Below are 24,615 nucleotides of genomic sequence, written 5' to 3' on the forward strand. Positions count from 1 at the left end.
CCGCGACGGTCTCGTGCATACTTGGCGGCATGACCATCCCCGCTCGACTGCAGCATGCGCCGAACCGCACCGTGCGCCGCGTCCCTCTCGCGCCTGTCGCGCTGCTCGCCGCGTGCGCCCTGATCGGCTGCACCTCCAGCATGGAGCAGACGCCGCCAGCTACCCCGGATCCCGCCGTCGCGCCCGCCCCCGCGCAGCCGGCCGCAGCCCCCACGGCAGACCCCGCGACGCCCCCGGCGCCCGCCGCCGCGCCGTCGTCCTGCGCGGCGCGCATCGCTCGCGTGTGGCACGGGCGCACGACCAATGAAAAGGCCGAGGCATACACGGCGTATATCTCCAGCGCGCTCCCCAAGTTCCGCACCATCCCGGGGAACCTCGGCTATCAGCTGATGCGCGAGACCGTGGGCGCGGAGACGCACTTCATGGTGATCAGCTACTGGAGGTCGCGCGACGACATCCGCGCGTACGCCGGCGATGACATCCGCAAGACGCGCCACCTCCCGCGCGACGCCGAGCTCCTCATCGATCCCGAGCAGACCGTGATGAACTACGACCTCGCGGTGATCAACCTCGACTGCCCGAGATGAGCAGTCCGGGGCGGCGCGCTCACCCCGCGGCCGCCAGGAGACTTCCCGGCCGCTTGCGTGACGGCGCGCCGCGACCCCGGCGCGGCCGCCCCGGCGGCTACCAGTCCGCCTCGATCACGCCGCCGGTGCGCTGCGTGCTCGTCGACGTGTACTGGTGCACCTCGAACTTGTTGCCGTCGGGGTCCGCGAGCCAGATCTGGTAGGTGTTGTCGCAGCCGAGCTTCTTCTCGGTGAAGGGGACTCCGCGGCTCTTCAGCGTCGCCATCACGGCGTCCATGTCCTCGGTCTCCAGGCAGAAGTGCGCGATGCCGGTGTTGACCACCTCGCCGAGGTTGCGATCCTCGAATATCTCCACGTAGTTGCCGTCGGCGATCTCCATGTAGGCGCCGAACGGCGCGCCCTCGCGCGTGAAGCGGAACTTCGTGGTGAACCCGAGCTTGCCGTAGAAGTCGACCGAGCGCTGCAGATCTCTCACGTAGAGACATACGTGCGCGATGCGTTTGAACATGGGGAGAGCCTCCGTCGACGGCGCCGGGGGAGGGGAGCGGCGCGCGCACGAAGATACATCACCTCGCGGCCCCGGCGCGACGGCGGACGCGCGCGCCGGCTCAGCGGAGCCCGAGCCGCTTCGCGAGGTGGTGCAGGTTGCTGCGGTGCATCCCGAGCGAGCGCGCCGCGGCGGCCCAGTTGCCTTCGTGCCGCGCCACCGCCTCCCGGATGAGGCCGCGCTGGAAGGCGTCGACCTGCTCGTTCAGCGGCGCCTGCTCCTGCGCCCCGCCGTCCCCCGCGGGCCGCGCCTTCTCCTGCTCCTGCTCCTTCTCCTGCGCCGCGCCGCCGCCCCGCCCCGGCGCCGCCGCGCCGGGGAGGCCCGCGCCGACGTGGGCCGGCTCGAGCAGCACGGGCGCCCCGCGCGGGACGCCCCGCGACGCCTGCAGCACCATCCGGAACAGCGTGTTCTCCAGCTCGCGCACGTTCCCCGGCCACGCGCTGCTCATCAGCAGCCCGCGCGCGGCCGGCGTGAGGCGCACCGGCCCGAGGCCGAGCCGCGCGCGCGCCGCGTCGCAGAAGTGGCCGGCGAGCAGCGGGACATCGCTCCTCCGCTCGCGCAGCGGCGGCACCGCGAGGCGGTAGACGTTGAGCCGGTGGAACAGGTCGGCCCGGAAGCGCCCCTCCGCCACCTCCTTCTCGATGTCGCGGTTCGTCGCCGCGATGACGCGGACATCGACGCGCAGCGACCTGTCGGCGCCGACCCGCTGCACCTCGCCCTCCTGCAGCGCGCGCAGGAGCTTCGGCTGGATCGACAGCGGCAGCTCGCCGATCTCGTCGAGGAACAGCGTGCCCTTGTCGGCGACCTCGAGCTTGCCAGGCCGGTTGTGCTCCGCCCCGGTGAAGGCCCCGCGCACGTGGCCGAACAGCTCGCTCTCCGCCACCGACTCGGGCAGCGCCGCGCAGTTCACGTGGAGCAGCGGCTCGCGCCGCCGCGCCGACGCCGCGTGGACGGCGCGCGCCACGAGCTCCTTGCCGGCGCCCGTCTCGCCCGTGATCAGCACCGTGAGATCCGACGGCCCCACGAGCGCGATCTCGTCCCGCAGCTTCTGCATCGCCGGGCTCGTCCCGAGCAGACCGGCGCCCCGCTCGCGCTCCGCCGCCCGCCGGAGGTCGTCGGCGACGAGGCCGAGCCGCTCGGCGCTGTGCTCGAGCGCGTCGATGAGCTGGCTCGTGCGCACCGCCGCGCCCGCCAGCGCGCCCACCCACGAGAGCGTCGCCTCATCGACCCCCTCGAAGGCGCGCGGGTCGAGGGCGTCCGCGGTGAGCAGCCCGAGGAGCTTGCCCTCGACGCGCAGCGGGCAGCCGAGGCAGGCGTGGACGTGCGCGAGCGACGTCGCGTCCGACGCGAGCAGCCCGTCGAAAGGATCCGGAAGATCGGTGTCCGGCGGGAACCGCACCGGCGCCTCGGCGTGGCAGAGGATGTCGAGCCGCGGATGCGCCCTGGCGCAGAACGTGCGCCCCAGCGCCTCCGGCGCGAGCCCGTGCGCCGCGAGCGGCACCAGCACGCCGTCGTCGTACCGCATCAGGCACGCGGCATCGCACGGCACCAGCTGCCGCACCGCCTCCAGCAGGCGCCTGTAGCGATCCTCGGCCCCCAGCGACGTCGTGAGATCCAGCGCCACCGACAGCAGCGCCTCCAGGTTGGGCATGTTGTCGAATGTACAACGCCGTTGTGAATTCGACAACGGGCGCATGTTGCTGAAAGCGCAACATTGGCCTTCTCGATCCGCGAAACGAAGGGATGCAGGCGCTGGGCACGCCGCCTGCTTCAGGACCTGGTGTCACGACCGGAACTCCCGGAGCCGCGCCGCGGAGGCGCGGGCGCGCCCGGGGCTCACGCGAACAACGAGGTCGATATGCATAGCCTACGACGACTCTGGCTGGCGCTCGCCGCCGTCATCACCGCTGGGTTCTTGATCCTCGGCTTCATGGGCCGGGAGGTGTACCGCAAGGCGCCGCCGATCCCCGAGCGGGTGCAGACGGCGTCTGGCAGGGTGCTGCTCACGAAGGACGATATCCTCGACGGGCAGCTCGTCTATCAGAGCATCGGCGGACAGCAGGTCGGCAGCGTCTGGGGGCACGGCGCTTACCAGGCGCCGGACTGGTCGGCCGACTGGCTCCATCGCGAGGCCGAGGCGCAGCTCTCGTTATGGAGCGAGCGCGAGCACGGCGCGCCGTTCGCGGCGCTGCCCGAGGAGGCGCAGGCCGCGCTCAAGGCGCGCCTCCAGAAGGCGATGCGCCACAACGGGTTCGACCCGGCGACCGGGGCGCTCACCGTCTCCGACGACCGCGCGCGGGCGATCGAGGAGACGGCGGCGCACTACCGCGCGCTGTTCGGCGACGAGCCGGGCCTCACCGGGCTGCGCGAGAGCTACGCGCTGCACACGGGCGCGGTCCCCGACGCGGGGCGGCGCGACAAGCTGACGGCGTTCTTCTTCTGGACCTCGTGGGCCTGCGCCGCGGAGCGCCCCGGGACGGGCGCGAGCTACACGAACAACTGGCCTCATGAGCCGCTCATCGGCAACGTGCCCACGAGCGCCAACGTGCTCTGGTCGGTGGTCAGCGTCGTGCTGCTGCTCGCCGGCATCGGCGCGCTGGTCTGGTACCACGCGTTCCGCCGGGCCGAGGAGCCGTCGGTCCCCGCGCCCGCGCGCGATCCGCTGGAGGGCTGGGTGCTCACCCCGTCGATGCGGGCCGTCGCGAAGTACTGCGTCGTCGTCGTCGCGCTGCTCGTGCTCCAGGTCGCGCTCGGCGCGCTGACGGCGCACTACACCGTCGAGGGACACGAGGTCTTCGGGCTGCCCGTCGCGGACTACCTGCCTTACGCGGTGACGCGCACCTGGCACGTCCAGCTCGGCGTCTTCTGGATCGCGACGGCCTTCCTCGCGACCGGGCTGTTCCTCGCGCCGGCCGTGGGCGGGCGCGAGCCGCGGGGGCAGCGCCTCGGGGTGAACGTCCTCTTCGCGGCGCTCGTCTTCGTCGTCTTCGGCTCGCTCGCGGGAGAGTGGCTGTCGGTGAAGCAGCGCTTCGCGCTCGAGATGTCGTTCTGGTTCGGGCACCAGGGGTACGAGTACGTCGACCTCGGCCGCGCCTTCCAGATCGCGCTCTTCGGCGGCCTCGTGCTCTGGCTCGTCCTCATGCTGCGCGCGCTCTGGCCCGCGCTCGCGCGGCGCGACCTGAGCCGGCACATCGTGCTGCTCTTCACCGGCGCGACCGTGGCGATCGGGATGTTCTACGGCGTGGGCATGTTCTACGGCGCGAAGACGCACCTGTCGGTGATGGAGTACTGGCGCTGGTGGGTCGTGCACCTCTGGGTCGAGGGGTTCATGGAGGTGTTCGCCACCGCGGCGATCGCGTTCCTGTTCACGCGGCTCGGGCTCCTGAGGCCCGACAGCGCGGCGCGGGCGGCCCTGCTCTCGACGTGCATCTTCCTCGTCTCGGGCATCCCCGGCACGTTCCACCACCTGTATTTCAGCGGCACGCCGGTCTCGGCGATGGCCGTCGGCGCGAGCTTCAGCGCCCTCGAGGTGGTGCCGCTCGTCCTCGTGGGGATGGAGGCGCGCGAGACCTGGCAGATGCAGCACCGGAGCGGGTGGATGCAGGCGTATCGCTGGCCGATCCAGTTCTTCGTCGCGGTCGCGTTCTGGAACTTCGTGGGCGCGGGGCTCTTCGGCTTCCTCATCAACCCGCCGATCGCGCTCTATTACATGCAGGGCCTGAACACGACGCCCGTGCACGCGCACGCCGCCCTCTTCGGCGTCTACGGGCTGCTCTCGCTCGGCCTCGTGCTGTTGATGCTCCGCCGCCTGTTCCCTCACGCGGTCTGGAGCGAGGCGCGGCTCCGGGTCGCCTTCTGGGGGATGAACGGCGGGCTCGGGCTCATGATCTTGCTGAGCCTCCTGCCGATCGGGCTCGCGCAGGCGTGGGCCAGCGTCGAGCGCGGGCTGTGGTACGCGCGGAGCGCGGAGTTCATGCAGCAGCCGCTCCTCGAGGCGCTGCGCTGGATGCGGTTCGTCGGAGACAGCCTGTTCATCGCCGGCGTGGCGGCCTTCGTGTGGTTCGTCGCGGGGCTCTTCACGCGGCGGCCGGCGGGCGTCGCCTCGGCGAGGCCCGCGGCGGCGGGTGAGGCGGGCGAGGCGGGGGCGATGGCCAGGAGCGCTCCGGCGGCCTGAGCTCCTGGCTGGTTCCAGGCGAAGAAGAGAGAGTGAACCACAGAGGCGCAGAGGGCACAGCGGACGAGAGATGAGGTCCGGTGCCCTCTGTGCCTTTCTCTTTTGATTGCGCCTCTCCTGGCAGCGCTGGCGGCTGCGCTGCGCGGCCATGACGCTGCGGGCACGCTGTCGCGGCTCATCGCGCCGGCGCGGGATCCTCCCGTGATGCGCGGAGCCGCAGCAGGCTGAGCAGCTACGTGTTCGCGGCCCTCGCGCGCGGCGCCCGCGTCCGGCTCGTCATCGTGGCGTGGAGAGCGGTCCGGCGGCGCTGTCCGCGGCCATCCGGCCGAAGGGCGCCGTCTTGCCGGACCGCGTAGCTCGGAGCGCCCGTCAGTTCGGGTCGTCGGACTGGGCGGTATTGTCCGGCACACCCATGGCGACCGCGCCAATCCCTTTGCCCTTGAAGCGGTTGTACCAGAGGCTCTGGCCGGTCAGCGAGAAGCACTGGATCTCGCCCCCCTTGGCGACGAAGAGCCGGTCGCCTTCCAGGAGGAGCGTGGCGCGGCCATGGACCTGCGCGGTCTGCGACTGCCAGAGCAGCTCGCCCGTCGGGTAACGCAGACAGGCGACGCTGCTGAAGGTCGCCGAGTAGATCGCCGCGGGCGTGACCAGGAGCGAGGTCGACGAGTTGCCGGCGGCGCCGTCCTGCTTGTGCTCCCACAGCACCCGCCCGGTGACCGGATCGACGCCGAAGATCCGACCCAGGAACGCCGCCACCAGCACCGGCGCCGCGGCGGTCGTCCGATATTCGCTCATTCTTTGCCTTCCTTCCTGAACGAGCCTGGATCGTTATCAGCGCGGTGCTCGGGCGGCAAATTGCGAGCACGCGCGCCGTCGTGAGCCGGGCGCGCCCAGGCGAGGCGCGGCGCAGGGATGCGCAGGCAAACGCCAGGGCGGCGTAGGAGGGGTGAAGCGCCCTGGCAGGTCGTCGCGGAGGTGCGCGTGCCGGCATGAGACAGGATCCGGTAGGGTCGCCGCCCGTCGACGTGCTTTCGTTCGTCCTGCTGACGGCGATGGGCGCCGTCGCTGGAGGAGCGCATCGCAGGGAACACTCGCAGAAGATCGGGTCACGGGGGCGCCGCGGCCGTGCGCGGCGGCTCGCAGCGGCGGCCCTCGCGGTCGCCGGAGCGGCGCGAGAGCGGCGGCGGGGGAGAGGTCAGGAAGCGCGGCGCGACCTCTCTTTTCGTCTCCCTGCCTTCTCGATCAAACTCCTCTTCTGATTGCGCCCCTCTTCGCTGCGCCTGCGTGGGGGCTCGCGCAGGGCGGCGATGACGACCTCGCGGAAGCAGCGGGCGCCCTCGTCGAGGTGCGTCCGCTCGTGCCAGACGAGCTGCATGCGGAAGACCATCGGGGGCACCGGCGGCTCGACGGTGGCGAGCGGCGCGAGCGGCGCGAGCGCGTCGGCCAGGCGGCGCGGCATCCCGGTGACGAGATCGGTGCTCGCGGCGACGACCGCGGCGGCGGCGAAGGTCGGGACGGTGACGGCGATCTCGCGGCGAAGCCCGTGGTCCGCGAGCAGCTCCTGGGCGGCGCGGTTGCCGATGCCGCCGCGCCCGAGCGCGAGGTGGATGTCGATGTGGCGCAGCGAGTTGAAGCGCTCGCGCGTCAGCCGGCGGCCGGCGCACGGGTGGTCGCGGCGGACGAGGAACGCGCTCTCCTGCGCGAAGAGGTCCGCGGCGTGGTGGCCGGGGGGGAGCGGGTACGCGGGCGAGAGCGCCGCGTCGACCTCGCCGCCGCCGAGCCCGCCGGACGCCTCGAGGTGGTCGACGCTCACGACGCGGAGGGCCGCGCGCGGCATCTCCGCCGCGAACGCCCGCGCGATCGCCGGCAGGCTGCAGATCTGGTCGACGTCCGAGCAAGCGAGCGTGAACGCGCGCGTCGTCGCCTTCGGGTCGAAGGAGCGCTCTCCCTCGAGCGCCCCCGCGATCTCCCCGAACGCCGCCCGCAGCCGCGGCGCGAGCTCCAGGGCGCGGGGCGTCGGCACGAGGCCGCGCCCGCTGCGCACGACGAGCGGGTCGCCGAAGTGGGCGCGCAGCCGCGCGAGCGAGTTGCTCACCGCCGACGGCGTGACGCGGAGCCGCCGCGCCGCCCGCGCCGCGCTCCGCTCCTCGAGCACCGTGTGCAGGACGAGCAGCAGGTTGAGGTCGATCGCGGATAAGTTCACCGGCAGTGACGATTATCATCACGGATCATCACTGGCAATGAGCGCCAGTCCCACCCATGCTGGCCGGACATCGAGAGGAGGTTTCGGGATGAAACAGCGGGGTGTGCGGCGCGCGATCCTCATCGGCGGGGGTATCGCGGGCCCGGTGCTCGGGATGTTCCTGCGGCGGCTCGGCGTCGAGGTGACGATCTACGAGGCGCGCGAGGCGCTTGTGGAGAGCGAGGGCGCGTTCCTCGGCGTCGCGCCGAACGGGATGAACGTGCTCGTCGAGCTGGGCATCGCGGGCGCGGTGCAGGCGCGGGGCGCGCCCTGCGAGGGGCTCCGGTTCGAGAACGCGCGCGGCCGGCGCATCGGCGAGATCGACCAGCGCGAGGCGGCGCGGCGGTTCGGGGCGGGGCTCGTGATGATCCGGCGCGGCGCGCTGCAGGCCGCGCTCGCGGAGGAGGCGGTCCGGCACGGCGTCGAGATCCGCTACGGCATGCGGCTCGCCGACATCGACCGGTCGGATCCGCGCGAGGTCGTGGCGCGCTTCGGCGAGGGCGGCAAAGGGGGCGAGGCGCGCGGGGACGTGCTCATCGGGTGCGACGGGTTCCGCTCGCAGACGCGGGCGCGCGCGCTGCCCGACGCGCCGGCGCCGGGGTACACGGGGCTCATCGACTTCGGCGGGTTCGCGCGCTGCCCTTCGGCGCCGCTCTCGCCCGGCTGGAACGTGATGGTGTTCGGCCGGCGCGCGTTCTTCGGCGCGTTCGCGGCGCCGGACGGCGAGGTCTGGTGGTTCCACAACAGCGGGGAGCCCGAGGCGGGCGGCGCCCTCGCGCCGGGGTCGCTCCGCGAGCGCATCCTGGCGTCGCACGAGGGCGATCCGGGCTGGATCGCCGACGTGGTGCGCGCGACGCCGGAGGTGCTCGGGCCGTGGCGGCTCCACGATATCCTCACGATGCCGCGCTGGCACGCTGGCCGGGTGTGCCTCATCGGCGACGCGGCGCACGCGGCGACCCCGCACGCCGGTCAGGGCGCGTCGCTGGCCATGGAAGACGGGATGCTCCTCGCGAGGTGCCTCCGCGACGCGGCCGAGCCGGAGCAGGCGTTCGCGGCCTTCGAGCGCCTGCGGCGGCCGCGCGTCGAGGCGATCGTCCGGCAGGCGCGGCGGAACGGCAGCCGCAAGGCCGTCGCCGGCCCGGTGGCGGAGTGGTTCCGCGACCGGGCGCTGCCGCTGTTCCTGCGGATCGGCGCGACGGCGCAGGAGCGCGCGTACGCGTACCGGATCGACTGGGAGGCGCGGGTGGGGTAGCGGGTGGAGGGGGGACTCGTCGCCGAGCTACCGCCCATCTCCCGTCCGCGTGGACGGCGCGCCGCCTTCGGTGCGCCTCGGCGGCGCGCTTTACGGGAACCGGCCTCGCACCGCTTCTTCCCGTCGAATCTCGACGACGAGAGGCCGGTTCATCCGGAGCAGCTCGACCGTGGCGCGGCCTGTGGCTGTCTTGCCGGCGATCAGGAGCTCGCCCGTGACCGGCCGCGGGGCGGACCTAGGCCGGCGGGGTGCGCATCGATGGTGGCCCGGGTGGTTTCGAGGAGCGGACCGTGTCGCTCACCGATCTCGCCTGGGTGATCGTCGCGCGCGATGATGTGAAGAAGAACGGAGGCCTGCTGGACGAGCAACGGGTCAACCGGTTGCGCTACCTCGAAGGGACGCCGAGGGCGGCGACCCGGTGGATCGATACCGGGTGGGCGCTCGTGCTCGCGGCGGAGGCCGACGCGACAGGAGCGGCGTAGTGGGGGGTGAGCGGCCCGGTCGCGCTGTCATTCTGGACAGGGCGTTCCAGAATCGCACGCACCGAGATCCGCTGCGAGGAGGCCCCTGTCGGCGAGCGGTGCCAGTCCCCGGGCTCGCGACTTCGGACCTCAGCTCCTCTTGCGTGCGGGCGGCGGGATCAAGAATCCGCAGCTCCGCCCGAACCAGCGCAGCACGTCGAGCGATGAAAGGATGCCCACGAGCTTGCCGTCGTCCGATGTCACGGCCAGGCGGTGCACGCCCTCGTAGGCCATGAGCGACGCGGCCTGCCGGATGCTCGCGCGCTCGTGCAGCTCCAGCACCACGGGCGTCATGATGTCGCGCGCGGTGGTCTTGATGGGCTCGTACACGTGGAAGCCCTGCCCGATGTCCAGCGGCGCGATCTCGTCCGGCTGCAAGGTCACCCGCTGCGACTCCTCCGTGTCCCCGCGCTCCTGCATTGCCCGCAGGACGTCGGCGCGCGACACCATCCCGACCGGCCTGCCCTCCGCGTCCACGACCGGCACGCCGCTGATCTCGTGGCCAACGAGCAAGGCCGCGACCGCGTCGACCGTGACATCCGGCCGGACGCAGAGCACGTCCCTCGTCATGATGTCGGCGAGCGGCGTCTCCGGATCCAGCGGCCCGCCCACGCCGCGCAGCGGATCCGTGCGCTCCTCGACCGGGGTCGCCGGGCCGGCATGGCAGACGACCGACGTCGTGCGCGCGGTCGCGTCGAAGTGCAACGCGTGGAAGCGGCGGCACGACTCGCACTCAGCGACCGTCGTCGAACGCTCCTGCAAGGGACAGTAGACCGTCGCCGCGACCGACTCCTCCCCGTCCTCTCCCACGACGCGCGCGCTGCGGATCAGGTGGTGCGCGATCGCGATGTGGTGCTCTCCGTTGGTCGGCTCAGGGCTCGTCATCGTCTTCTCTCCGCTTCGCCCGGCGTCCTTCGCTCGAGGCGCACACGAGATGAGCACCGGGCGTGCCACGCCCTCGAACCCCGGGGCGCCGTGGCCCTGGCCGCGCCACGTCTCCGCCCCCGCGCGCCGTTTGCGCGCCGGCGAACGGGATGCGGCTGGCCCGCCCCCGCTGGCCCGCCCCGCGCCGGGAGCTCGCTGTCCGCCCCTGCGAGAGGAGTCCGCCTCTCGAGCGCCGGACCGCATGGCATGCGGCGTGCGAGAGCCTGCTGGGCAGCGCGGGTTTGCCGCGGTCATGGCCTTGCAACGAGGCTGAGGAGGCTCTTGTCATGTCGAGCGCGAGCGCAGCGAGTCGGTTTGTCATCGTCGTCGGAATCGACTTCTCCCAGGCGAGCAACCGTGCGCTCGACCAGGCGCTCGAGTCCGCTTGTTGCCGCGAGAACGCGGAGGTGCACGGGGTCTATGTGGAGCCCGAGAGCTGGGTCGGCCTGGGGCCATCGCGGGCGCCCGCGGCGGCCACCAAGCCCGATGTCGCGCTCCAGCAGCTTCAGCAGCGCGCGAGCGAGCGCGTGCGCTCCATGGGCGGCAAGCTCGACGGCAGGCGGCTGAAGCGCGTCGTCGTCCATTTCCGCCGCGGCGCCGCCGCCGAGAGCATCGCCCAGCTCGCCGCCGACCTCGAGGCCGACCTCGTGGTCGTCGGCTCGCACGGCCATCACGGGATCGAGCGGCTGCTGCTCGGCTCGGTCGCCGAGCGCGTCACGCGGCTCGCCCGCTGCCCCGTGTGGATCGTCCGGCCCAAGGATCACGCGACGGCCGGCCGGGTCCCCGAGATCGAGCCGCCCTGCCCGGAGTGCGTGAAGCACCGGCAAGAAACCGGCGGCGCAGCTCTCTGGTGCGCGCGCCACTCGGAGCACCACGTGCGACCGCACCGCTACTCGTATGCTACCAACGGGGTCTGCGCGGCGTCGACCGCGGTCTACCAGACGACGCCCGAAGGGATGTGACCCCGAGGCGAGCTCGACGGGGCTGCCAGCGCCCGAGCGGGTGATCCCGAGACGAGCTCGCAGGGCCGAGCGTCCGCCAGGCGATCCCACGCAGAGACGGTGAAGCGCCGGGCAGCTGCTCCGGACGGCGCGCGTCGGTCGATCGTCGCCGCCTCCGCGCCCTCGTTCGTCGACGATCTCCCGACGGATGACCGCGATCTCGGCCGCTCGCCGCCGTGTTGACGTGGCGGGGCGCGCGGGGGATATACCGTGCCATGAAGCGGTCTTGCATCGCCATGTTGGCCGGCGTGATGTCCCTCTCCGCGTCCGCCATGGCGCAGCCGGTGAAGGTGTTCGTCCTCGCGGGCCAGTCGAACATGGTCGGCTTCGGCGTGGGCCGCGATCTCCCGCCCGAGCTCCGGAGCCAGCCGGACATCTGGTACGACCACTACAACGCCGACGCGCGCGAGGGAGGGCCCTATGCCTCGGCGACGAGCACCGACTGGGGGCCGCTCGAGCCGAAGGGCGACGCGCGCCGCTACGGGCCCGAGATCACGTTCGGCCGCGCGATGGAAGCGGCGTTTCCGGAGCACCGGATCGCGATCGTGAAGGTGGCGCAGGGGGGCACGAACCTCGTCGACCACTGGGGGCGCGGGCTCCCGCCCGATCCCGAGGTGCTCTACAAGTCGCAGCTCTACCACACGCTCCTCGGCAGCCTGGACTCCGCCACGTACACCGGCGATCGCGCCCTGCGCTATCCCGACGAGGTGACGCGGCTCGACGGCGCCCTGGCGCGGCTCGAGTCGGAGGGGCACGACGTCGAGATCGCAGCGCTCGTCTGGATGCAGGGCGAGAACGAGGCGGGGTGGTCGGCTGCCTTCCACTACGGCGACTTGCTGCGCAGCTTCATCGCGGCGGTGCGCGAGGACCTCCGCGTCCCCGATCTGCCGGTCGTGCTCGGCCGGATCAGCGACAACCTCTACCCCGCGAACGGCGGGCCGATCGCCGTCGGCCGGGAGGCGAACATCGACGCCGTGCGCGCGGCGCAGGTGGCCGTGGCCGAGGAGGACCCCCGGGTCGCGTGGGTCGACACGGACGACTTCACCCCGCGGGCGCCCGACGACGCGTACCATTTCGATTCCGCCGCATACCAGGTCCTCGGCCAGCGCTTCGCCGACGCCTACATCGCGCTGGCCAGCGGGGAGAGCACGTCGAGCGCGTCGACGGCGAGCGGCACAGGGAGCACGGGGGCCGGGGGAGGCGGGGCCGGAGCCAGCGCGAGCGCTGGAAGCGCGTCGTCGACGAGCGGCGCCGGGAGCGCGCCGTCGACGAGCGGCGCCGGCGGAAGCGCGAGCGCTGGCGGCGCATCGACGGGCAGCGCCGGAGGCGGGTCCAGCGCGAGCGGGGCGGCGCCTGCGGGCGCGGGCGGGACCAGTGGCTGCGGCTGCCGGGTGGCCGGAAGCTCGGGCCCTGGGCCGGGGGCGGCAGCGCTCGCGCTGGTCACGCTGCTGGGGCTGCGCCGCGGCCGCCAGCGCGGGCGCGCGCGCGGCGTGCGCTCGAGTTGAGCCAGCGGCGCTTCGGCGCGGGCGGCGTGCGCTCGAGTTGAGCCAGCGGCGCTTCGGCGCGCGCGGCGTGCGGTCGAGCTGAGCCAGCGGCGCTTCAGCGCGGGCGCGCGCGGTGTGCTCTTGAGTTGAGCCAGCGGCGCTTCAGCGCGCGTGGGGCCGCGGCGTGCGCTGGAGCATATCTGCCAGCTCACCGCCGCGGCCCACCGTCGCCGTCGCTGCCCGTGCCCTCCTGTGTCGCCTCAACCGGGCGATGCGGAGGCGTATCGCTTCAGGGGGACGCGGGCTCTTCGCAGTAGCCCGTCGGCTCGTTGCACTGCCCGTGTCCACGCACTGAGCGTCGCTGGTTCAGATCGGCTGGCAGAGGCTTCCCGAGCATTCATAACCGCTGCGGCACTCGTCCGACGCGCTGCAAAGGGCGGCGCAGATACCTATGTCCTCATCCGGGAGCAAAGCGCAGACGCCGCCGCCCGCGCAGTCGGCGTCCGCCTCGCAGAAGCCCGAGCAGTAGCCGCCAGGCCAGTCGTATTCGGCCTCGCTGATGCAGAAGAGATCGACGCACTCGGAGTCGTCCGTGCACGCGCTGCCGTCGGTGCCTCCGTCCATCGGCGCGCCGCAGTAACCCCGAGCATCGCAGACGGCGCCCTCCACCGTGCACTGCGCATCCTCGGTGCAGCTCGGCCAGCACATGCCATCATCCCAGCACATGTAGCCGTCGCGGCAGTCGCTGTCCGCCGTGCAGCCGGTCAAGCAGAGGTCGGTGAGGGGATCGCAGACACCGCCGTTGCAGTCGCTGTCCGACGCGCACTCGGCCGTGCAGAAGCCGCCAGGCCAGCCGTCGTAGAGCTCGGTGACGCAGAGTTCGCCGGCGCACTCGCCGTCCGCCGTGCAGGCGGCGCCGTCCGGGCTCGGCGCCGGCGGCGTGCCGCAGCTGCCCGAGGCCACGTCGCACACGCCCAGCGCCGGGCACTGGTCGTCGCTGGTGCAGCGCGGCTGGCAGAGCTCTCCGGTGCACGCATAGCCGTCACGGCAATCGTCCGACGTCGCGCACAGGTCGGCGCAGAGGAGGATTCCATCCGCCGACGCGCAGACGCCACCGCTACAGTCGCTGTCCGACGCGCAGCCGCCCGTACAGTAGCCGCCGGGCCAGCCGTAGTCGACCTCGTCGATACAGATGCCGCTCGCGCACGTGGCGTCGTCCGTGCATGCCGCGCCGTCGTCCCCGGGCTCGCCGCCGCCGGTGCCCGTGGTGGCGGAGGTGGTGGTGGCCGTGGAGGTGACGCTGCCGCCGCCGTCGCCGCCGGTGCCCGTGGTGGCGGAGGTGGTGGTGGCCGTGGAGGTGACGCTGCCGCCGCCGTCGCCGCCGGTGCCCGTGGTGGCGGAGGTGGTGGTGGCCGTGGAGGTGACGCTGCCGCCGCCGTCGCCGCCAGTGCCCGTGGTGGCGGAGGTGGTGGTGGCCGTGGAGGTGACGCTGCCGCCGCCGTCGCCGCCGGTGCCCGTGGTGGCGGAGGTGGTGGTGGCCGTGGAGGTGACGCTGCCGCCGCCGTCGCCGCCAGTGCCCGTGGTGGTCGTGGTGCCGCCGCCGTCGCCGCCAGTGCCCGTGGTGGTCGTGGTGCCGCCGCCGTCGCCGCCAGTGCCCGTGGTGGTCGTGGTGCCGCCGCCCGCACCGCCGTCGCCGCCGCCGGTGGTGCCGCCGCCGTCGCCGCCAGTGCCCGTGGTGGTCGTGGTGCCGCCGCCCGCACCGCCGTCGCCGCCGCCGGTGGTGCCGCCGCCGTCGCCGCCGGTACCCGTCGTGCTGCTCGTCGTGGTGCCGCCGCCCGCGCCACCCAGGCCCCCGCCGCCCCCGGTCCCGGAGGGCGTCGTCGAGTCGTCATCGCCGCACGCTGCGGTCGTCATCAAACCGAGCACAAAAAGGCACACCAAAGATCGCTTCTTCATCCGCAGCTCTCCAGCAGATAAGGGTCCAGTGACGCGGCGCCGGTTCTCGGAGGTGTACGGCCCCGCCTCGTGATCCGCGCCCGCATCCTCTGCCGGAACGGCACGGAAGCCAATGCCTCATTGCGCAGTCTCGGCTCTTTCATGCGGGGAGCCCCCGGCTAACCGCACCCGAACTTCCCCGCGATCGCCCTCTCTCCCGGTCGAGAACGAAAACAGCAGCTTTCCGACGGCCGTCTGCACAACTGCCGCGTTCGTCTTGGTTGTCGCGCTCGATCCGTAATAACGGATGACCCATTGCGGGTGGCAACGTCTTTTTCTCCGCCCGTCTCGCGAGGCCTGTGCGCGCGGCGCCCGCTGCAGCCTGGTACCTCATCGCCCCGGTCATCCCTGGTCCCTGGCTGCACGGGAGGTCTGTCGAGCTGCCCGGCCGAGGAGCTGCTGTCGGTCGCGCAGCGCGGGCTGGCCCATGCGTCACCCCAGCTGCCCTCACCCCTGCAGCTCATTCTGGACAGTTCATTCCAGAATGAGCGGTCCAGAGCGCGCCGCAGGAGCGATGGGACGCGAGCCCGGCAGGGGCCCCCGCGCCGCGCGATGAGCATGAGCTCTCTGGCTCGGTGACTCGGCGAGACCTCATGTGCGCCCAGGGACGAACTTGCGTGACCAGGTATCAGAGCGCGCCGCGCGCATCGCCCATCGCGGCACCGTCGCTGGCTGGAGCTGCGCTGTATACCCCCTTGCGCGTACCTGTCCCGACCTGGTGCAACCGTGAACTCCGCAGCTGCGGGACCGAGCGCCACTTCGATGATTGACCGGCCGCTTCGCAGGCTGGTATAGGTAGCCGTTTCTCTTCTAACCGAAATTTACAGTTACATTCGAAGCGAGATGAGGTCGAGCGCGGTGTGCGCCGGAGAAGGGTACCTGGAGCCTCCAGCGCCAGCGTGTCGTTTTCCCTCGCCGGCCTTGCGGCGGCCCCCGGCGCCTCGGCGCGATGACCTTTCGCTCAGCCAGAGGATGAGGAGACCACGATGCGTGTCAGACACGTGATGACCACAGCAGCTCTCGCCGGTTTGTTTGCGGCCTGTGCCAGCTCGGAGGGCGGCGAGAGCGGGAAGCCGGTGTATGCGACGGTCTGCGAGGCGCGCTGTGCCTGCGAGGACTGCTCCGGGGCCCAAGGTGGCCTGTGCGAGGCCGAGCAGGGCGCGCTCGCGCAGCAGGCAGAGGAGCGCTGCCAGGCCGAGCACGCGGCCTACATCGATTGCGTCCGCCTGGAGGGCCGGTGCGTGGACGGCCATCACGCGGCGGAGGGGTGCGAGGTGGTGGCGGCGGCGCTCCTCGGCTGCCTCGAGCCGAGCGAGCAAGATCGCTGCTCCAGCGAGGGCGACGGCATCTGTGACGAGCCCCGGGGCACCGGCAGGTGCCCGGACGGGACCGACCCCGCCGACTGCCGCTCTTTCTGCCCGTCCACAGGCAACGGCGTGTGCGACGAGCCCGGGTACACCGGCCTCTGTCCGGCGGGCACCGACATCGAGGACTGCGAGCCCCCGTCGTGCGACCAGGTGGGGGACGGGACCTGCGACGAGCCCGAGGGCACCGGCCTGTGCGCGGAGGGGACAGACGTCGCGGACTGCGCGGTGCCCACCTGCGACAGCACGAACAACGGCGAGTGCGACGAGCCTGAGGGCACGAAGCGGTGCGCGGAGGGGACAGACGTCGAGGACTGCGCGGTCGCGCCCTGCGCCAGCAAGAACGACGGCGAGTGTGACGAGCCCGAGGGCACCGGGCTCTGCGAAGAGGGCACCGACGTCAACGACTGCAAGGACTTCGGGACCTGCGACAGTCTCCGCATCTGCGGCAGCGGGACGAGCGGGTGCGTCGCGTGCGCGAACGAGGGGAGTTGCGCCGACGAGCTCGAGGCGTGCACCAGCAACTTCGAGTGCATCTACTTCAGGCAGTGCGCCGTGACCTGCGCGGACTCGGCCTGCACCGACAAGTGCATAGCGGACCATCCGGACGGAGCGTCCCTGTACCACCGTTACGATGCGTGCGTGTACTGCGACGAGTGCCGCTATTCGTGCAGGCCAGGCGGCGTGTTCGCGTGCTGAACCGCGGTATGCACCCGCGCTGCGCCCCCCGGGCGGCGCGGGCGCGCGCCCGGCCGCTTCCTCGGCGGGCGAGGAGCCCGTCGCGCCGCGCGTTCTGGTAGCATCGCCCCGCTTGCCGGAGCTCCCTCTCTCCTCGGCCGATCTCCACGCCGTCCTCGCGCCGCTCGACAGCGCCCGTCCGTTGCCCGCGCGCGCCTACTGGGACGAGGATGTCTTCGCCTTCGACCAGGCCGAGATCTTCGGGCGCTCCTGGCTCTGCGTCGGGCGGGAGGACGAGCTCTCCCGCCCCGGGGAGTGGCTGCTCGCGCCGCTCACGCCGGCGGGGGTCCTCGTGGTCCGCGGCGCCGATCTGGAGCTCCGCGCGTTCCACAACGTCTGCCGCCACCGGGCGGCGACGCTCGTCGACGGCGCGTGCGGCCGGCTCGATCACCTGGAGTGCCCGTACCACGGCTGGACCTACGAGCTCTCCGGCGCCCTGCGCGCGGCGCCCCACGCGCCGCCCGGCTTCGACCGCGGCGCGCACGGGCTCCTCCGCGCGCGGGCGGGCGCCCTGTTCGGCTTCCTCTTCGTGACGCTCGATCCCGGGGCGCCGGCGCTGGAGAGCGCGCTCGGCGGCGCGCCGCCGTGGCTCTCGCGCCCGGAGCTGCGCTCGCTGCGGCGGGGCAGGCGGGTGGAGTACGAGGTCGCCGCGAACTGGAAGCTCTGCGTCGAGAACTTCCAGGAGTCGCACCACTTTCCGCGCGTGCACCCCGGGCTGGAGCGGCTCACCCCGTGCGACGACGCTGTCTCGTGGGACATGGGCGGTACGGGCGGCAAGGGCGGCGCAGGCGGCCCGTGGCTCGGCGGGATCATGGAGCTCGCGCCCGGCGCCGAGACGGTCTCGACCAGCGCGGCGCGCCGCGCGCGGCCGCTGGTCGTCCCCGAGGCGGAGCGGCGGCGCGTGCGCGACGCGATGCTGTTTCCTGGCCTGCTCACGAGCCTTCAGCCCGACTACCTGCTCACCTACCGGCTCACGCCGCGCGCGCCCGACCGGACGCTCGTCGTCGCGGACACCTACTTCCACCCGGCGGCGTTCGTCCCGGGCTTCGCTCCGGACGACGTCTTCGCCTTCTGGGACGCCGTGAACCGGGAAGACCGCGCGATCTGCGAGCGCCAGCAGCGCGGGATCCGCGCCCCGGGGTACGCCCCGTCGGCGTACGCCATGGTGGAGGACGGCGTCCACGCCTTCGACGGGATGGTCGCGCGCAGGTACCTCTCGGCCCTCGGCGCGAGGACGGCATGAGCAAGCTCTGCGGCCTCTGGGGTCGCCCCTACGTCGACCTCTCGCCGCTGATCGACACGTCCTGCTTCGCGGAGCTCGATCGCGAGATCGTGCTCGGGCTCTGCCGCGTCGAGCCCTCGTACACCGGCGGCAGCCTGAAATGGATGGGCGTCGTCGCCCCGTGGGTGCACGAGGACCCGTACGTCGATTACGGGCAGGCGATCGGCGGCTTCTCGCGCGAGGAGTTCCGCGACTTCGTCGCGCTCGGCGAGGACCCGGCCGCGTTCGACCTGGATCGGCGCCGCGAGTACACGTTCGGAGACGAGACCGAACACCCGCTGACGCGGGCGCAGATGCTCTACCTGAAGTACCGCTACGGCGTCTATTTCCCCTGGAAGGTCTGCTATCACCTCCTCGAGAACGACCGGTGGGAAGACAAGCACTCGGGCGCCGGCAAGGACTTCTCGGAGGAGGCGAGGGCGGCGTTCCCCCGCACCGTAGAGTTCATCCGGAGCCTGCCGTTCGTCGAGATCGGCCGGTGCGTGATCTTCGGCCTTGAGGCGAACGATCACGCGCCCGCGCACCGCGACACCGAGCCGGGGAGCGCGCTCGGGGCGGCGCAGTCGATCTCCTTCGATCCGCGCGGCAACAAGCGATTCTACGTCTGCGACAGGGAGGGGGAGGAGCGCACGGTCGTGCGCGCGCCCATCTACTGGTTCAACGACATGGATTACCACGGCGTGGAGGCGGACCCGTTCTTCCGGTACTCGATCCGCGTCGACGGCGTGTTCAAGCCGGAGTTCGTGAAGCGACTCCAGCGGCTCCACCGGCGCTAGGCGCGGGTCGGCGCGTGGTCGACCGTCGCGCGGCGCGGACCGGCCGCATGAGCCGCCGCGGCGCTGATGTCGCGCCGCGTCAGTCCGGAGCATGCAAGTAGGGGAGCACCCGACGGACACCATGTGTTCTGCGCGACATCTGGCAGCGTGATTGTTGGCGAACGCCCATCGGACACGTGCGCTCGGCGGCGGCGCCTTCGCACATGGGAGCTCGTTTCGCCTTGATATCGCGTGTTCGCCGCGCGTGTGCCTCGCTGAAATAACGCGCGTGTGCCCAATGATATCGGGACAAACCCTCTAGCTGACGCGCTCGATCGGGCGTTATCATGAAAGGTCTCGTCCTTTCGCCGCCAGCAGCTCTGGCGAGGAGGCCATCCATGAGAACGACGTCATTCCTCGTGTCTTCCGTGGCGGTCCTGGCATGCCTCGGCGCGCCGGACGTCGCTCACGCCTTCGTCCCTCAGCCGTCGAGCGGCGTGTGGCCGCGCAGCCTCGAGCGCGCGGCGCCGGAGTCGGTGAACATGAGCACCGCCGCGCTCCGCGGCGCGACCCTGGCGCTGGAGGACGCGATCGCGGACGGCGACATCGACGGCGCCGTCCTCCTCGTCGCGCGCCACGGGCGGGTCGTGCTCCACGAGGCGCGAGGCGAGAGGGACGGGCTCAACGAGCGCTGGCCGGAGATGCCGTCGCCGCCCATGCCGCGCGACGCGATCTTCGACCTCGAGTCGATGACGAAGCCGTTCACCGTCTTCCTGGCGATGAGGATGCAGGAGTCCGGGCGATTCCCCGGCTTCCACATCGACAACCCCGTCGTGGAGCACTTCCCCGAGTTCGCCGACGCGTCGAGCCCGGAGAAGAGCCTCGTGACCCTCAGGGACCTGATGCGTTACGCGTCGGGCGAGGACATCGACGCCGGTGGCATCATGGGCGCCGACGACCGCTGGCACACGATGCTCACGGCCCCGTTGCTCTACACGCCGGCCCAGAAGGTCCTCTACAGCGATCTCGGGTTCCGCATCCTCGGCCATGCCCTCGAGAAGGTCGGCGGCAGGTCGCTGCAGAGCCTGATGAAGGAGCACATCTTCGATCCGCTCGACATGTCGAGCACGTCCTACAGGCCGAAGGTCCACATGGCGGCGAAGTGCGACCGCTTCGTCGGCACGGCCTGGTCGAGCGCGCGGGGGCGCTACCTGCGGGGCGAGGTCCAGGACGAGACCGACTATGACATCGAGCAGAACACGGGGAACGGCCAGCACAACCACCTCACCGGGTGCGACGGGCTGTTCTCGACCGCGGAGGACCTGGCGAAGTTCGCGCAGGTGCTCCTGAACCGGGGCGTTCACGTCCGGGGCCTGGACGTGCTCTGCAACCCCATCCTCTCCCTCTGTCCGGGGGAACGGGTGATGTCGCGGTACGCGGTGAGGAGCATGACGACCCTGCAGACCGGCGATCTGGGGCTCCCGACGCCGGCCGCGACGTTCGCGCAGAACCTGTTCTATTCGGGCAAGGGGTACGGGTGGGAGATGTACGACCCCGGCGCGTGGCCCGGCGGCGATCACACGTCGACGGTCGCCTACAGCAAGACCGGCGGCGCCGGGACGCTCCTGGTCATCGACCCCGATCCGGCGCGAGATCTCATGATCATCCTGCTCACGAACCATGGGCTCCCGGGGTACGATCAGCTGGGGGTCGACGAGAACCAGATGTGCTACTGGCACGACTTCGACGCGATGATCGAGGACATCCGCGCGGAGGAGGTCAGCGATGCGGTCAATCTGTCCTTGATGGATGTGCCGTAGGGCTCCTGAGGCATCCCCTCGAATTCGTCAGAAAATTCACGAAGAGGCGGGGAGACGGGGAGGGAAGCTGTCAAGATGCTCCCTGTCTCCCCGCGCGAAGGGCGCCGGAGGCCTTCAGTACGGGGTCGCGCAGATCCCGTGGCCGCAGGCGGCTCCATGGGATCTTCGTAGTCGATGCCGCCGGGCGCATGACCGTCGGCGATCGCGGCGTGGGCCGCCGTATCCCAGAGGATCCAGCGGTCGTAGTCCCAGCTCAGGATGCGATCCCCGGAGACGAAGAGCCGGCGCACCTGGGCGAGGTGTCCCAGATCGAGGAACGCTTCCGGCGTATCGAGGAGGTTGCCGGACGTGCCGCAGGCAGAGCGGAATTCAAGGCCGCTGGAGCCACCTGCGCCGCCACCTGCGCCACCGGCGTCCCCGTCCCCTGCGCCGCCGGAGCCGCCGGGATCACCGCCGCTGCCGCCGCTCCCAGCGGCGGCGCCGGAGCCGCTGGGGTCACCGCCGCTGCCGCCGCTCCCACCGGAGCCGCTGGGGTCACCGCCGCTGCCGCCGCTCCCACCGGCGGCGCCGGAGCCGCTGGGGTCACCGCTGCTGCCGCCGGTATCTCCAGGACCGGATGTGCCTCCGGTCGAGGCGCCTGGCCCGGAGCCGGAGCAGGCGACCAGCAAGAGGAGACACGAGATGTTGAGTGACATCGTTCGCATGCCCACCTCGGGTGCGTGTCCCCCGGCGGTTCATTCAGCATCACGAAGGTGACGGGCTCATTTCCTCTCCACGGCACCTGGGCCACGGCCACGGAAGCCCGGCCATGCGCCCCCGCCGCGCCGCCGGTGTGCCCAGGCGCGGCGCAGCGAGCGCGACCGTGCCGCGCGGATAAACGTCGCGACCGGCCGCATCGCGCTTGCCGCCGCATCGAGCTTGCCGTCGTATGGATCTGCCCTCAAAGGAAGGTGCCCTGCCCCGAGAACGCGCCCCGATGAGCCACGACGCCCGCCTCACCCCCCCCGAATTCAGGACGCACCCGGAGAGATCCAGCGCCGAGGCGGAGCTCGCCCTGCGCGCGAGCGAGGAACGCCTCGCCTCCTTCTACGCCGGCTGCCCCGTCGCGCTCTTCACGACGACGCCCGAGGGGCGATTCATCGACGCGAACCGCGCTTTCGCGCGCCTCCTCGGCTACGCGGACCAGACGCAGTTCCTCGACATGCCCGTCCCGAGCTTCTACGTCGACCCGGCCAGGCGGCACGAGATCATGGGCATCCTCGACCGCGAGGGCTCCATCCACGGCCACGAGGTCGAGTTCGTGCGCCTCGACGGCGTGCGCATCTGGGTCAGCATCACCGCGCGCGCCCTCCGCGACGCGACCGGGCGCGTCGTGCGCTACGACGGCGCGCTGGAGGACGTGACGCCGCGCCGCAAGGCGCAGGACCTGCTGCGCCTCAGCGACCAGCGTTTCCACCTCCTCGCCAAGGCCACGAACGACACCCTCTGGGACTGGGACTTCGGCTCCGGCGCGATCTGGTGGAACGAGAACTTCGAGCGCATGTTCGGCTACGCGCGCTACGAGATCGAGCCGGGCGTCGAGAGCTGGACGAACCGCATCCACCCGGACGACCGCGATCGCGTCTTGCGCGCCATCCACGACGTCATCGACGGCGACGCGACAGGGTGGAGCGACGAGTACCGCTTCCGCCGCGCCGACGGCGAGTACGCGTACATCTACGACCGCGGCCTCGTCCTGCGCGACGCGACCGGGAAGGCCGTGCGCATGCTCGGCTCGATGATGGACGCCACCGAGCAGCGCCGGCAGCAGATCCTGCTCGCCTGGCAGCGCAAGGTGCTCGAGAAGATCGTCCTCGACGAGGGCATCGAGGACACGCTCGACACCCTGTGCCGCGACGCCGAGGAGCACTCGGCCGGCCGCCGCTTCAGCGTCCTGCTCGCGAGCGACGACGGTCGCCGCCTGCTCCACGGCGCGGCGCCGAGCATGCCGGAGTCGTACAACAAGGCGGTGCACGGGATCCTCGTCGGCCCGCGCGCGGGCTCGTGCGGCACCGCCGCCCACCGCCGCGCGCCGGTCGTCGTGGAGGACATCGCGACCGACCCGCTCTGGGAGGACTTCCGCCACCTGGCCCTGCCGCTCGGGCTGCGCGCCTGCTGGTCCACGCCCATCGTCTCCTCGAAGGGCGAGGTGCTGGGCACCTGGGCCGTGTACAGGTCGACCCCCGGCGCCCCGACCCCCGCCGACGAGGAGGTGGTCCGCGTCGCGACGCGCCTCGCCGCCATCGCCATCGAGCGCGCCCGCGCGGAGCGCGCGCTGCGCGAGAGCCGCGAGCAGCTCGCGAAGGCGCAGGAGGTCGCCCACCTGGGCAGCTGGTCGTGGGACATCGTCAACGGCAAGCTCGACTGGTCGGAGGAGCAGCACCGCATCCACGGCGTGCCTATCGAGGACGGCGGCGTTCGCCCCGACGTCGCGATGGCGTGCGTCCACCCGGAGGACAGGCAGCGCACCGCCGCGGAGATCGAGGCGATCCTCTGGCAGAGGCCCTCGGGCGAGGTGACGTACCGCATCGTCCGGCCCGACGGCGCGACGCGCTGGATCCAGGCGCGCGTCGAGGTCGCCCGCGCGCCCGACGGCGCTCCGGCGCGCGTGCTCGGCACCTGCCATGACATCACCGAGCAGCGCCAGGCGCAGCGCGCGCTCCAGGAGAAGGAGGAGCGCCTCCGCGCGGCGCTCGACGCCTCGGCGACCGGTACGTTCCGCTGGGATCCGGCCACGAACGGCCTCGACTGGGACGAGAACCTCGATCGGCTCTTCGGCCTGCCGGCAGGCAAGACCGCGCGCCACATCGACCAGTTCACGAGCCTCGTCCACCCCGAGGACCGGGAGCGCGTCCTCGCCGCGCTGAACCGCTGCGTGAACGAGGGCGCCGACTTCGATCTCGAGTTCCGCGTGGTGTGGCCCGACGGCAGCGTCCACTGGCTCCTCGATCGCGGCCGCATGCTCCGCGACGTCGAGGGCAGGCCGCTCACGATGACCGGCGCGTGCACCGACGTGACGGTGCGGATGACCGCGGAGGTCGCGCTCCGCCAGCGCGCCGACGAGCTGGCGAGGCTGACGGAGGCGCTGCAGCGGATGAACCGCGAGCTCGACCAGTTCGCCTACATCACGTCGCACGATCTCAAGGCGCCGCTGCGCGGCATCGCGAACCTCTCGCAGTGGATCGAGGACGACGCGCGCGAGCACCTCAGCGACGAGTCGAAGCGGAACCTGGAGCTCCTGCGCAACCGGGTGCAGCGCATGGACTCGCTCATCGACGCCATCCTCGAGTACTCGCGCGTGGGGCGCATGCGGGTGCCCACGGAGGTCGTCGCGGTGGGGCCGCTCATCGAGGAGGTCGTGGATCTCCTGTCGCCGCCGGAGGGCTTCCGCGTCGAGGTCGCCGGCCCGCTGCCCAGCGTCGTGGCCGAGCGCACGCTGCTCCAGCAGGTCTTCATGAACCTCGTCGGTAACGCCATCAAGCACCACCACGACAAGGCCCGTGGCCGCGTCGTCGTCTCCGCCGCGGACGCGGGCGCGCACTGGCGGTTCACGGTGGCGGACGACGGCCCTGGCATCGCGCCGCGCTTCCACGACAAGGTGTTCGTCATCTTCCAGACCCTGCAGGCGCGCGAGAAGTCGGGGGGTACGGGGATCGGGCTCGCGCTCGTGAAGAAGATCATCGAGAGCAGCGGCGGCACGATCGCGCTCGACTCCGACGTCGGGCGCGGCGCGAGCTTCTCGTTCACCTGGCCCAAGGCGGCGGGGTGACGGCGGACGGGGGGGTAGCGGCGTGGTGAGCGCGGGCCATGTCGCGGCCAGCGGCGTGGTGAGCGCGGGCTAGGTCGCGGCCAGCGGCGTGGTGAGCGCGGGCCATGTCGCGGCCAGCGGC

General features: G+C 72.1%; 18 protein-coding genes. 11 read left to right on the forward strand and 7 right to left on the reverse strand.

All coding sequences use genetic code 11. The features are described 5' to 3' along the window. Positions 1 to 29: 29 nt before the first annotated feature. Entirely contained in the window at positions 30 to 587 is a 558-nt protein-coding gene (locus tag WME89_RS20205; protein WP_438010755.1) for an antibiotic biosynthesis monooxygenase family protein, read from the forward strand. 97 nt (positions 588 to 684) lie between these two features. Here the strand turns inward: WME89_RS20205 and WME89_RS20210 are convergent, their stop codons facing one another. Together WME89_RS20210 and norR are read right to left on the reverse strand one after the other, a co-directional pair. Next, entirely contained in the window at positions 685 to 1,095 is a 411-nt protein-coding gene (locus tag WME89_RS20210) for a VOC family protein (protein ID WP_437626871.1), read from the reverse strand. Positions 1,096 to 1,195: 100 nt separating this feature from the next. Continuing rightward, positions 1,196 to 2,785: a nitric oxide reductase transcriptional regulator NorR gene (gene norR, locus WME89_RS20215; protein ID WP_438010756.1), complete on the reverse strand. Its 1,590-nt coding sequence runs from the start codon at positions 2,783 to 2,785 to the stop codon at positions 1,196 to 1,198. A gap of 207 nt (positions 2,786 to 2,992) precedes the next feature. On the opposite strand from norR, the gene WME89_RS20220 reads away from it, so the two are divergent. Then, positions 2,993 to 5,308 (forward strand): nitric-oxide reductase large subunit, encoded by a 2,316-nt coding sequence (locus WME89_RS20220; RefSeq protein ID WP_438010757.1) that lies wholly within the window; start codon positions 2,993 to 2,995, stop codon positions 5,306 to 5,308. 369 nt (positions 5,309 to 5,677) lie between these two features. Here WME89_RS20220 and WME89_RS20225 read toward each other — a convergent pair whose 3' ends face one another. Together WME89_RS20225 and WME89_RS20230 are read right to left on the reverse strand one after the other, a co-directional pair. After that, positions 5,678 to 6,103 carry an outer membrane protein assembly factor BamB family protein gene (locus tag WME89_RS20225; RefSeq protein WP_438010758.1) on the reverse strand — a complete coding sequence of 142 codons (426 nt, stop codon included), beginning with the start codon at positions 6,101 to 6,103 and terminating at the stop codon, positions 5,678 to 5,680. Between the two features lie 400 nt (positions 6,104 to 6,503). Then, positions 6,504 to 7,511 carry a LysR family transcriptional regulator gene (locus WME89_RS20230; protein ID WP_438010759.1) on the reverse strand — a complete coding sequence of 336 codons (1,008 nt, stop codon included), beginning with the start codon at positions 7,509 to 7,511 and terminating at the stop codon, positions 6,504 to 6,506. A gap of 88 nt (positions 7,512 to 7,599) precedes the next feature. On the opposite strand from WME89_RS20230, the gene WME89_RS20235 reads away from it, so the two are divergent. Beyond that, a complete protein-coding gene (locus WME89_RS20235; RefSeq protein ID WP_438010760.1) occupies positions 7,600 to 8,802 on the forward strand; it encodes an FAD-dependent oxidoreductase in 1,203 nt (400 codons plus the stop codon). 290 nt (positions 8,803 to 9,092) lie between these two features. Beyond that, positions 9,093 to 9,284, forward strand: a complete 192-nt coding sequence (locus WME89_RS20240) for a hypothetical protein (RefSeq protein ID WP_437311031.1) — start codon at positions 9,093 to 9,095, stop codon at positions 9,282 to 9,284. Positions 9,285 to 9,413: 129 nt separating this feature from the next. Here the strand turns inward: WME89_RS20240 and WME89_RS20245 are convergent, their stop codons facing one another. Further along, complete coding sequence (locus WME89_RS20245; protein ID WP_438010761.1) at positions 9,414 to 10,208, reverse strand: CBS domain-containing protein; 795 nt, start codon at positions 10,206 to 10,208, stop codon at positions 9,414 to 9,416. Positions 10,209 to 10,534: 326 nt separating this feature from the next. Between WME89_RS20245 and WME89_RS20250 the strand changes: the two genes are divergently transcribed. Both WME89_RS20250 and WME89_RS20255 read left to right on the forward strand, forming a co-directional pair. Continuing rightward, positions 10,535 to 11,209: a universal stress protein gene (locus WME89_RS20250; RefSeq protein WP_438010762.1), complete on the forward strand. Its 675-nt coding sequence runs from the start codon at positions 10,535 to 10,537 to the stop codon at positions 11,207 to 11,209. A gap of 254 nt (positions 11,210 to 11,463) precedes the next feature. Next, a complete protein-coding gene (locus tag WME89_RS20255) occupies positions 11,464 to 12,753 on the forward strand; it encodes a sialate O-acetylesterase (RefSeq protein ID WP_438010763.1) in 1,290 nt (429 codons plus the stop codon). Positions 12,754 to 13,098: 345 nt separating this feature from the next. Here WME89_RS20255 and WME89_RS20260 read toward each other — a convergent pair whose 3' ends face one another. Further along, a complete protein-coding gene (locus WME89_RS20260; RefSeq protein WP_438010764.1) occupies positions 13,099 to 14,646 on the reverse strand; it encodes a hypothetical protein in 1,548 nt (515 codons plus the stop codon). 1,067 nt (positions 14,647 to 15,713) lie between these two features. Between WME89_RS20260 and WME89_RS20265 the strand changes: the two genes are divergently transcribed. The 4 genes from WME89_RS20265 (at position 15,714) to WME89_RS20280 (ending at position 20,686) form a co-directional block, all read left to right on the forward strand. After that, a complete protein-coding gene (locus WME89_RS20265) occupies positions 15,714 to 16,790 on the forward strand; it encodes a latent transforming growth factor beta-binding protein (protein ID WP_438010765.1) in 1,077 nt (358 codons plus the stop codon). Positions 16,791 to 16,902: 112 nt separating this feature from the next. Beyond that, positions 16,903 to 18,072: an aromatic ring-hydroxylating oxygenase subunit alpha gene (locus tag WME89_RS20270; protein WP_438010766.1), complete on the forward strand. Its 1,170-nt coding sequence runs from the start codon at positions 16,903 to 16,905 to the stop codon at positions 18,070 to 18,072. Next, positions 18,069 to 18,887, forward strand: coding sequence for a hypothetical protein (locus WME89_RS20275; RefSeq protein WP_438010767.1), 819 nt, complete (start codon positions 18,069 to 18,071; stop codon positions 18,885 to 18,887). The genes WME89_RS20270 and WME89_RS20275 overlap by 4 nt, the downstream gene beginning before the upstream one ends. Positions 18,888 to 19,264: 377 nt before the next feature. Further along, complete coding sequence (locus tag WME89_RS20280; RefSeq protein WP_438010768.1) at positions 19,265 to 20,686, forward strand: serine hydrolase domain-containing protein; 1,422 nt, start codon at positions 19,265 to 19,267, stop codon at positions 20,684 to 20,686. Here WME89_RS20280 and WME89_RS20285 read toward each other — a convergent pair. Then, the gene (locus WME89_RS20285) at positions 20,596 to 21,390 is read right to left on the reverse strand and encodes a hypothetical protein (RefSeq protein WP_438010769.1); all 795 of its coding nucleotides are present in this window, start codon (positions 21,388 to 21,390) and stop codon (positions 20,596 to 20,598) included. The two genes, WME89_RS20280 and WME89_RS20285, sit on opposite strands and share 91 nt — an antisense overlap. Positions 21,391 to 21,662: 272 nt before the next feature. On the opposite strand from WME89_RS20285, the gene WME89_RS20290 reads away from it, so the two are divergent. Next, a complete protein-coding gene (locus WME89_RS20290) occupies positions 21,663 to 24,494 on the forward strand; it encodes a PAS domain-containing protein (RefSeq protein WP_438010770.1) in 2,832 nt (943 codons plus the stop codon). The last annotated feature ends 121 nt before the right edge of the window (positions 24,495 to 24,615 follow it).

The organism is Sorangium sp. So ce321, from assembly GCF_051530195.1.
GTDB lineage: Bacteria > Myxococcota_A > Polyangia > Polyangiales > Polyangiaceae > Sorangium.